The 9,488-nt window shown below is 60.9% G+C and carries 9 protein-coding genes; 8 read left to right on the forward strand and 1 reads right to left on the reverse strand.

What is annotated here, in order from left to right:
* The first annotated feature begins 30 nt into the window (after window positions 1-30).
* Genes LB554_RS20815 through tdh form a run of 3 tightly spaced genes read left to right on the forward strand, consistent with a single transcriptional unit; the run spans window position 31 to window position 3,235 of the window.
* The gene (locus LB554_RS20815; protein WP_224586668.1) at window positions 31-975 is read left to right on the forward strand and encodes a homoserine kinase; all 945 of its coding nucleotides are present in this window, start codon (window positions 31-33) and stop codon (window positions 973-975) included.
* The gene (locus LB554_RS20820; RefSeq protein WP_224586670.1) at window positions 972-2,201 is read left to right on the forward strand and encodes a glycine C-acetyltransferase; all 1,230 of its coding nucleotides are present in this window, start codon (window positions 972-974) and stop codon (window positions 2,199-2,201) included. The genes LB554_RS20815 and LB554_RS20820 overlap by 4 nt, the downstream gene beginning before the upstream one ends.
* The gene (gene tdh / locus LB554_RS20825; protein ID WP_224586672.1) at window positions 2,201-3,235 is read left to right on the forward strand and encodes an L-threonine 3-dehydrogenase; all 1,035 of its coding nucleotides are present in this window, start codon (window positions 2,201-2,203) and stop codon (window positions 3,233-3,235) included. Before LB554_RS20820 ends, tdh begins: the two co-directional genes overlap by 1 nt.
* 199 nt (window positions 3,236-3,434) lie before the next feature.
* Here tdh and LB554_RS20830 read toward each other — a convergent pair whose 3' ends face one another.
* Window positions 3,435-4,373 (reverse strand): ornithine cyclodeaminase family protein, encoded by a 939-nt coding sequence (locus LB554_RS20830; protein WP_224586674.1) that lies wholly within the window; start codon window positions 4,371-4,373, stop codon window positions 3,435-3,437.
* Window positions 4,374-4,678: 305 nt separating this feature from the next.
* Between LB554_RS20830 and LB554_RS20835 the strand changes: the two genes are divergently transcribed.
* The 5 genes from LB554_RS20835 (at window position 4,679) to LB554_RS20855 (ending at window position 9,473) form a co-directional block, all read left to right on the forward strand.
* Window positions 4,679-5,545, forward strand: a complete 867-nt coding sequence (locus LB554_RS20835; RefSeq protein WP_224586676.1) for a GNAT family N-acetyltransferase — start codon at window positions 4,679-4,681, stop codon at window positions 5,543-5,545.
* 11 nt (window positions 5,546-5,556) lie between these two features.
* A complete protein-coding gene (locus LB554_RS20840; protein ID WP_224586720.1) occupies window positions 5,557-6,735 on the forward strand; it encodes an alanine racemase in 1,179 nt (392 codons plus the stop codon).
* 106 nt (window positions 6,736-6,841) lie between these two features.
* Window positions 6,842-6,982, forward strand: a complete 141-nt coding sequence (locus tag LB554_RS20845) for a hypothetical protein (protein ID WP_224586678.1) — start codon at window positions 6,842-6,844, stop codon at window positions 6,980-6,982.
* Window positions 6,979-8,433, forward strand: a complete 1,455-nt coding sequence (locus LB554_RS20850; RefSeq protein ID WP_224586680.1) for an aldehyde dehydrogenase family protein — start codon at window positions 6,979-6,981, stop codon at window positions 8,431-8,433. The genes LB554_RS20845 and LB554_RS20850 overlap by 4 nt, the downstream gene beginning before the upstream one ends.
* A 371-nt stretch (window positions 8,434-8,804) precedes the next feature.
* Window positions 8,805-9,473, forward strand: coding sequence for a haloacid dehalogenase type II (locus LB554_RS20855; RefSeq protein WP_224586682.1), 669 nt, complete (start codon window positions 8,805-8,807; stop codon window positions 9,471-9,473).
* The last annotated feature ends 15 nt before the right edge of the window (window positions 9,474-9,488 follow it).

Genomic DNA, 9,488 nt, shown 5'->3' on the forward strand with positions numbered 1-9,488 from the left:
CTTGAGCAATCGGAGACCGTTATTTCCGCCATGGCTGTATATACGGAGCTATCAGTCGACGAAGTCGCAGCGTTCTTTGGGGCGCTGGGTCTAGGCTGGCCGCGTTCTGTTCGCGGCATCACGACCGGAATTGAGAACACGAACTACTTCGTAGACACCGAAACCGGAGAGTATGTGCTCACCTTGTTTGAACGTCTCACATTCGAACAATTGCCTTTCTACCTCCATCTCATAAAACACCTTGCGGCGCGGCGAATGCCGGTCCCGAATCCGGTTGCCAACGCGAGTGCCGAAATCCTTCACTCGCTGAAAGGCCGGCCTGCTGTGGTCGTCAACAGGCTTCCTGGCGAAAGCGTGACAGTACCGACAGTGTCGCATTGTCGCTCTATCGGGGAGATCCTGGCGCGAATACACGTGGCCGGGACCGATTACCCACGACACCAGGTCAATCCGCGAGGTCTCGAGTGGTGGAACGAGGTGGTGCCCGTGGTCGGCCGATACGTGTCCGATGGACAACGGTCGCTGCTCGCCAGCGAGCTCACTTTTCAGAACCAAATTGCCGTGTCCTCCACCTACGAGCAACTCCCCAAGGGGCCGGTGCACGCTGATCTCTTTCGTGACAACGCGTTGTTTGATGGTGGTCAGCTAACCGGCGTCTTTGATTTCTACTTCGCAGGATGCGACGCCTTCCTGTTCGATATTGCCGTGTGCCTCAATGACTGGTGCGTCGATGACTGCACCGGCCGCCAAGACGGTGGGCGAGCAGCCGCTTTCATAGGCGCCTATCAGTCCGTTCGAGCGCTTACTCCAGCCGAACGCATATTGCTTCCCGCGATGCAACGCGCTGGAGCATTTCGCTTTTGGCTATCGCGTCTCTGGGACCTGTACCAGCCTCGGGAGGCTGCAATCCTCAAAGCGCACGATCCTAGCCACTTCGAGCGCATGTTACGCGTGCACAGGGGAGAAATCGCATGAGCAAGACCGCGAAGATCACCAATGGAAGCGAAAGCAGGGTGGCACTGACTCTCAACGACCGCGTTCTCGAGCTGCTTTCGGAGATCGAGGCGGAGGGCCTGTACAAGCGCGAGCGCGTCATCACCTCGCCCCAGTCGCCCGAAATCGAGGTTGGCGGCCGAAAGCTGCTCAATTTCTGTGCCAACAACTATCTCGGCCTTGCCGACAGCGAAGAGCTGCGCGAGGCGGCGAAGGCGGCGCTCGACCGCTATGGCTACGGCATGGCCTCGGTGCGCTTCATCTGCGGCACACAAGAGGAACACAAGCAGCTCGAGGCTAAGATATCGAGCTTCCTGGGCATGGAAGACGTGATCCTCTACGGTTCCTGCTTCGACGCCAACGGCGGCCTGTTCGAGACGCTGCTTTCGGAAGAGGATGCGATCATCTCCGACGCACTCAACCATGCCTCGATCATCGACGGCGTGCGGCTCTCCAAAGCGAAACGCTTCCGCTATGCCAACAACAACATGGAGAGCCTCGAGGAAGAACTGAAAAAGACTGAAGGCAGCCGCTTCAAGCTCATCGCCACCGACGGCGTCTTCTCGATGGACGGCATCATCGCGAATTTGGCGGGCGTCTGCGACCTCGCGGAAAAATATGATGCAATGGTGATGGTGGACGACAGCCACGCTGTCGGCTTCGTCGGTGAGCATGGCCGTGGCACGCCGGAATATTGCGGCGTCGAGGGCAGGGTGGACATCATCACCGGTACGCTGGGCAAGGCGCTGGGGGGTGCCTCGGGTGGCTATACGGCGGCGAGCAGGCCGGTGGTTGACTGGCTGCGCCAGCGATCGCGGCCTTACCTATTCTCCAACACACTGATGCCAGCGATCACAGCAGCATCGCTCAAGGTGTTCGACATCATCGAGAGGGGCGACGGGCTGCGTGAAAGTCTCTACGAGAACGCGCAGCGCTTCCGTTCCGGCATGGAAAAGCTCGGCTTCACATTGGCTGGATCTGACCACCCGATCATTCCGGTGATGATCGGCGATGCTGCGCTGGCTTCGCAGATGGCCGACATGCTGCTTGAGCGCGGCATCTATGTGATCGGCTTTTCCTTCCCGGTCGTGCCCAAGGGCCAAGCCCGGATCAGGACGCAGATGTCGGCGGCCCATTCGGCAGCCGATATCGACCAGGCAGTTGCAGCGTTCGGTGAGGTCGGCGTCGAACTCGGAGTGATTGGCTGATGTCCAACATGATGCGCGCACTCGTCAAAACTCGCGCCGAACCGGGCATCTGGATGGAAGAGGTGCCGGTGCCGGAGATCGGCCCCAACGACGTGCTGATCAAGGTGAAGAAGACCGCGATCTGCGGCACCGACGTGCACATCTACAATTGGGACCAGTGGGCGCAAAAGACGGTTCCGGTGCCGATGGTTACCGGCCATGAATTCGTCGGCACCGTTGCCGATTTCGGCGCGGCGGTGACCGAGTACAAGGTCGGCCAGCGCGTCTCTGGAGAAGGCCACATCGTCTGCGGCCATTGCCGCAACTGCCGTGCCGGGCGAGGGCATCTTTGCCGCAACACGCTCGGCGTCGGCGTCAATCGGCCCGGCGCCTTCGGCGAGTATCTGGCGATCCCGCAGCACAATGTCGTGCCGATCCCCGACGATGTGCCCGACGAGATCGCGGCGATCTTTGATCCCCTGGGCAATGCCGTCCACACGGCATTATCCTTCGACCTGGTTGGCGAGGATGTCCTGGTCACCGGCGCTGGGCCGATCGGCATCATGGGCGCGCTCGTTGCCCAATGCGTGGGCGCGCGAAAAGTGGTTATCACCGACATCAACCCGGTGCGGCTGGCGCTGGCGAAAAAGCTCGGCGTCCAGCATTTCGTCGACGCCTCGAAGGAAAAGCTGCGCGATGTCATGCCGGTGCTCGGCATGACCGAGGGATTCGACGTCGGCCTCGAAATGTCGGGCGCGGCCCCCGCCTTCCGCGACATGATCGACACCATGAACAATGGCGGCAAGATCGCCATTCTGGGCATTGCCCCGACAGGCTTCGAGATCGACTGGAACAAGGTCATCTTCAAGATGCTGCATCTGAAGGGCATAAACGGCCGCGAAATGTTTGAGACCTGGTACAAGATGATCGCGTTGGTGCAGGGACCGCTGGATGTGAGCGGGCTGATCACGCATCGGATTGGCATCGACGATTATCAAGCCGGTTTCGATGCGATGCGCAGCGGCAGTTCGGGCAAGGTGGTGATGGATTGGTGAGGGGCGGTCGGGACTAGCCTCAAGAGGCTCGATCTACGGCATGAACTTAAGGGCCAACGCGTTTTCCGATTCCTGAGATCTTCCCACTCAGGGGTGCCGTGTGTGGTTGCGCTCGTACGGGGCTGCGGAGCTCTGTCGTAAGGCTCTTTGTTCCGGTGCAGCCGCACCATCGAGGCGGGGACTTTCGGTGCGAAGCTGATCAGCGGTTGGGCGTCTTGGCGCGGATCAGCGCGTCAGCCATGTAGAGGTCCTGCAGGGAGATACCGGAGCTGTCGAAGACAGTGATTTCGGTGTCGGAGAGGCGTCCGGACACACGCTTGGCAATGACGTCGCCGATTGGCGTTACTGCAAGCACGCCGGCGTCGATCTCGTCGCGCACGTGTTGAAATTCGCCGATCTGAACGGACTGGGAAAGCAGATCACAAAACAGATGTGCGTTGGGAAATAGTTCGCTCGGCAATTCGCGCTTGCCGGGAGCGTCCGACCCCATGCTGACGATATGGGTTCCGGGTCCCACCCAAGCGGCATCGAATAGCGGTTCGCGTGAGGGTGTCGCCGTGACCACGATGTCGGCGGCACGCACGGCTTCTTCGGGCAAGGCAGCGCGCGCCTGCAGGCCCAATTCGCCGATCTGATCGACAAAAGCGTCGCGCCGCGGCGAAGGCGGGGCCACCACCAACACGCTTTCGATTGCGCGGATGCGTGCCAGCGCTCTCACTTCGAAGCCCGCCTGGTTGCCGGCGCCGAATATCGCCAGAACCTTGGCCTGCTTGCGCGCCAGAAGATCAGCTGCAACCGCGTCGGCTGCGGCCGTCCTGTAGGCGTTCACCTTTCCGGCCTCGATTACGGCGCGGAGCCGTCCGCTATTCTGATCGAGCAGCACGATGGTGGAGTTGTGGCGGGGAAGGCCACGTGCTGGGTTGCCCGACCAGAAGGAGCCGATTTTCACTCCGGTCAAGTCGTCCGACGAGCCGGATTTGATTGAGAAGGTATTGGTCGCCTCCTGCGTGCGCCCGATGACAGCAGGGAAGACCCAACTCTGCCCCGATGCTGCTGCCACGAGCGCCTCCCGCGCCGCCTCGAAGGCAAGTTCATGCGTGACGAGGGCGGCTGACTCCTCTTCGCTGATGTATATCATCCAAAATTCCTCGTGAGCATCAGGCGTTCCTTCGCTGGGGAGTATTGGCGGCTATGCCATTGCAGAGCGTGAGATCACACCAATTGTGAACGGTGCGGATGTCGGCCGTTCGCGGGGCAACCACGAGCTAGCGATTCCAGGTGCCAGATAGTCCTCGCCTGATTTGCGCAATTTGAGATGCCGAGGAACTGCTTAAAACGAATAATCCGGCTGAATTGAAAGGGCAAAACAGCAGCGAAATCTGTCCATCAGACGCGACTCTAAGGTGCGACTTCGATCCTGGATAAAGCGACAGCGTTGCACTTATGGCCATTGAGCATGACACAGACATCGTCAGCAACCAGATAGAGCTGATGAAATTGGAGCCCCGCCATCTGCCGGGCGCGCTGAAGCTGTCGCAGGAGATGGGCTGGCCCTATCGCCTGGAGGATTGGGAATTCGCCGCCACTGTCGGCAGGGGGCTGGTTCTCGAGCAGGCAGGGCAGGTAATTGGCACCGCCATGTCGTGGATTTACGGCAAGGCTTTTGCCACCGTCGGCATGATCATCGTCACTGGCCCTGCGCAGGGCGGTGGCAACGGTTCGCGGCTGTTTGATGGTTTGCTTGAGGCGGCGCAGGGTCGCAACGTGCTGCTCACGTCCACCGAAGAGGGGCTCGCGCTTTACAAGCGCCGCGGCTTCACTGCCTGGGGCACGGTGCTCCAGCACCAAGGCCTGCTGACCACTGCGGTGACGCGGGGGGGCGGTGACGGTGTGCGTCAGGCGACGATCTCCGACCTCGCCGCGATCCAGGCGTTCGATGAACGGGCCACGGGCATGGCGCGACCATCGATGGTCGCGGCACTCGCCGATGTGGGCAAGGTCGTCGTAGTCGAACGCGACGGGCGGATTGCCGGCTACGCCATCAGCAGGAGGTTCGGCCGTGGCTATGTCATCGGCCCCTGTGCGGCCGAGAGTGACCAGGACGCGCGGCTTTTGATCTTGGCGCAGCTTTCTAAGCTTCATGATCAATTCGTTCGCATCGATATCTATGCCGAAGATGGATTGTGCGATTGGCTCGAGAGCCTCGGCCTTCAGCAGGTCAGCTCGGCGACCGCCATGGTCAAGGGGCAGCGGCCTGTCTCCGAGGGCTCAGCCCATATGTACGCGCTGGCAAACCAGTCGTTCACCTAGGAAACGAGATGATGAACAAGATGGCGGCAAACCTGGCAGCGAGCGAGACGACTGAGACAATCGACGCCTTGATTACCCCAGCGCTGCTTCTGGATCGCGGACGGCTCGAGCGCAACATTCAACGCCTGGCTGAGCGTGCCAAGAAGCTTGGCGTGGTGCTGCGCCCGCATATGAAGACGGCCAAAAGCATCGACGTCGCCCGATACGCTTTCCCTCGCGAGCCCGGTCCGATCACGGTCTCGACGATCGCCGAGGCGGAATATTTCGCGGACCACGGCTTTCGCGACATCACCTATGCGGTTGGCATCTCGCCGGCTTCGGCAAGGCGCGCCATGGAGCTTTGTCGCCGTACCGGTGCTGATGTGAAGCTGTTGCTCGATACTGTGGAGCAGGCCGATGTCTTGGCCGACGCGCGCGAAACCACCGGCATGACGCCGTCGGTCTTCATCGAACTGGACTGCGATGACCATCGCGGCGGATTGAAGCCGGACGACTCGGGATTGCCCGACGTGGCCAGCAGGGTCGTCGCTGCCGGTGCCAAGCTCGTTGGGGTTCTCGCTCATGCAGGCGAATCCTATGGCTTGAACACGTCCGACGCGCTGGTCAGGGCAGCGGAGAACGAGCGTTCGGCCACCGTGCGCGCTGCTGAAATCCTGCGCGCCCATGGCCATGCCTGTCCGATCGTCAGCGTCGGCTCGACGCCAACCGCGCATTTCGCCCAGAATCTCGAGGGTGTCACGGAATTGCGCGCCGGGGTCTACATGTTCTTCGATCTCGTTCAGCACGGGGTTGGCGTCTGCGACCGCGACGACATCGCGATTTCCGTACTGGCCACGGTGATCGGCTCGAAGCCGGAAAAGGGATGGGTGCTGGTCGACGCGGGGTGGATGGCGCTTTCGCGCGACCGGGGAACCGCAAACCAGCGGATCGACCAGGGTTACGGCGTGGTCTGCGACGAAAAGGGGCGGGTGCTTGACGATGTGATCGTGGCCCAGGCCAGCCAGGAACACGGTATCCTTGCCATGCGTGCCGGTTCAGGGAAATCCATGCCCGAACTGCCGCTCGGGTCTCGGGTGCGGATCCTGCCTAACCATGCGTGCGCGATGGCCGCGCAGCATGATTTCTACAGTGTCGTCAGAGGGGATAGCCCCAGGATTGAAGCGCGTTGGGAGCGGATGCGCGGCTGGTAGGCGCGCAACTATGCCTCGGATGCCGCCCCACTCAAATCAGCATTGGTGGTCAAGGATGAAGTCTACTTCTTACGGGCTGTATATGTCGACGCTGATAGGCAGCACCATGACTGATCTCATGGATGGGCGCCCCGACTTGAATCCCTGGAAGGATTTCAACTGGCCGGCGATCCCCGGCTATTTCGGGCGCCCCTGGTTCTTGCCGGTTCTGGGTGCGCACTACCGTATGAAGGATCTTGTCGCGTGATGACGCCCCTCGAACATCTGTCGCGCAACAGCCACCTGGACAAGTTCTTCATCGACGGTCAATGGGTCGAGCCGAACGGCACCGCCAAGGGCGTCGTGGTGAACCCCTCCACCGAAGAGGTTGTGGCTCGGTTCCCGCTCGGAAACAGCTTGGACGTGGATGCGGCCGTTTCAGCAGCTCGCGGGGCATTCGCCATCTGGAGCCGGACCACGCCAGAATATCGCGCGGGTCTGCTTGAGCGCCTGGAGGTGCTGCTCGAGGCGCGCGGCGAACTGTTTGCTCAATGTCTCACCCTCGAAATGGGTGCGGCGATCGGATATGCGCGCAGCGCTCAGGTGCCGCTGGCGATCGCGCATGTCAAGGTTGCGCGTGATGTGCTGACAGCCTTTCCCTTCGTCAAGCAGCGGGGGCAAACCGCGGTCACCCACGAACCGATCGGTGTCTGCGCCTTGATCACTCCTTGGAACTGGCCACTTTACCAGATCACCGCCAAGGTTTCGCCGGCGCTCGCGGCAGGCTGCACGGTCGTGTTGAAGCCGAGCGAGCTTTCTCCCCTGGACGCCCTGCTGTTCGCCGAGGCGATCGAGGAGGCCGGCTTTCCTGCCGGGGTGTTCAATCTGATTCAAGGTGATGGTGCATGCGTGGGTGCTGGTCTCGCATCCCATCCGGATGTCGATATGATCTCCATTACCGGGTCCACCCGGGCGGGCATTGCGGTGGCTCAGGCGGCAGCGCCGACGGTCAAGCGTGTCGCGCAGGAACTCGGCGGCAAGTCGCCCAACGTGATCCTGCCGGACGCCGATCTCGACCGCGCCGTTTCCCTTGGCATAGCCGCCGCCTTCCGCAATCTCGGCCAGTCATGCAGCGCCCCGACGCGCATGATCGTGCCACGTCCGCTGCTCACCGAGATCGAGGAAATCGCCAAGGGGGCCGCTGCCCAGATCGTCGTTGGCAATCCTCTTTGCGAAGCCTCAACTCATGGTGCAATCGCCAACCGTGCCCAATTCGATCGCATCCAGACCATGATCGGCGCCGGCATCTCGGAAGGCGCGAAACTCCTGACCGGCGGAGAGGGTCGCCCCGACGGTCTGAATGTCGGGCTCTATGTAAAGCCGACCATCTTTTCGGACGTGCGCACTAGCATGCGCATTGCACAGGAAGAGGTTTTCGGTCCAGTTCTCTGCATCATCCCCTACGACACTGTTGATGAGGCCGTAAGTATCGCCAACGATACGGTGTACGGCCTGGGAGCCCATGTGCAGGGCGAGGACTTGGATGCCGTCAGGGGCGTCGCGTCGCGGATCCGCTCCGGCCAGGTGCATCTCAACTACCCGGCCTGGGATCCACACGCCCCGTTTGGCGGTTTCAAGCAGTCCGGGAACGGGCGCGAGTATGGCGTCGAGGGCATGTTGGAATATCTCGAGGTCAAATCCATTCTCGGCTATTTCTAGGAACCACCGTCGCAAGGCGCAGAGGCGCAGGTGGCGCCATCCATGCCAGTAGCCTGGCGTCAGCGGGCGCTTCCGCATTCGGGCACTGTCTTCGCACTATTCAGTCGAGAGTGGTGTCGCTAAGGGGGCGATCCTGGCCCGAATTTTGGCCTGGAACGACACCCACGACGACAGCCCAACCGGCGGGTCCTCAGGGCGATGCGATTGATCTTTGGCTCAGGGTTGCGAAAGAGGCAGGACTGCGGAAGGACATGCTGGTTCTGCGGTCGACAGGAGGTCCTTCTGCTAAATGACCATGCATTGCCGCATATTCTGCCAAGCGGCCGCGGCTATGCTTTGGCCAGTAGGGCAACTTGATAGGAACCAAGGACATGCAACGCTTCCGGCCGAAATATGTGACTTTTGATTGCTACGGCACGCTGATCAATTTCCAGATGGCGGAAGCCGCCAGCGATCTGTTCGGCCATCTTCTGGACCGACCACGCATGGACGAATTCATCAAGAACTTCTCAGCCTACCGCCTCGACGAGGTGATGCAGGACTGGAAGCCTTATGCTGATGTCGTTTACAACGCACTGGAGCGCACCTGCCGTCGCAACAACGTTGCGTTCCGGGCCGAGGACGCCGAAACGATCTCCAACCGCGTCCCGACATGGGGACCGCATCAGGACGTACCCGAGGGATTGGCCAAACTGGCCAAGGAAATTCCGCTGGTTATCCTTTCGAACGCCATGACGGCTATAATTCCGTCGAACGTGGCAAAACTCGGCGCGCCATTTCATGCGGTCTATACCGCTGAACAGGCCGGTGCCTATAAGCCGCACTTCAAAGCGTTCGAGTACATGTTCGACATGCTGGGATGCGGCCCAGAGGACATAACGCACGTTTCCTCGTCATTCCGCTACGATCTGATGTCCGCCTATGATCTCGGGATCAAGAGCAAGGTCTGGGTCAATCGCCGTCATGAGCCAGCCAACCCCTACTATGAGTATACGGAAATCGGCGATGTGACCCAGCTACCAGGCATCTTCGGACTTTGAGGGCGGGGATGGGGG

Origin of the sequence: Mesorhizobium sp. CO1-1-11 (assembly GCF_020164995.1) — a bacterium.
GTDB lineage: Bacteria > Pseudomonadota > Alphaproteobacteria > Rhizobiales > Rhizobiaceae > Mesorhizobium > Mesorhizobium australicum.

Coding starts and splice junctions, on each gene's coding strand:
- LB554_RS20820 (WP_224586670.1), top strand. CDS start 972: ATGAGCAAGACCGCGAAGATCACCAATGGAAGCGAAAGCAGGGTGGCA.
- tdh (WP_224586672.1), top strand. CDS start 2,201: ATGTCCAACATGATGCGCGCACTCGTCAAAACTCGCGCCGAACCGGGC.
- LB554_RS20835 (WP_224586676.1), top strand. CDS start 4,679: ATGGCCATTGAGCATGACACAGACATCGTCAGCAACCAGATAGAGCTG.
- LB554_RS20830 (WP_224586674.1), bottom strand. CDS start 4,373: ATGATATACATCAGCGAAGAGGAGTCAGCCGCCCTCGTCACGCATGAA.
- LB554_RS20855 (WP_224586682.1), top strand. CDS start 8,805: ATGCAACGCTTCCGGCCGAAATATGTGACTTTTGATTGCTACGGCACG.
- LB554_RS20845 (WP_224586678.1), top strand. CDS start 6,842: ATGACTGATCTCATGGATGGGCGCCCCGACTTGAATCCCTGGAAGGAT.
- LB554_RS20840 (WP_224586720.1), top strand. CDS start 5,557: ATGAACAAGATGGCGGCAAACCTGGCAGCGAGCGAGACGACTGAGACA.
- LB554_RS20815 (WP_224586668.1), top strand. CDS start 31: ATGGCTGTATATACGGAGCTATCAGTCGACGAAGTCGCAGCGTTCTTT.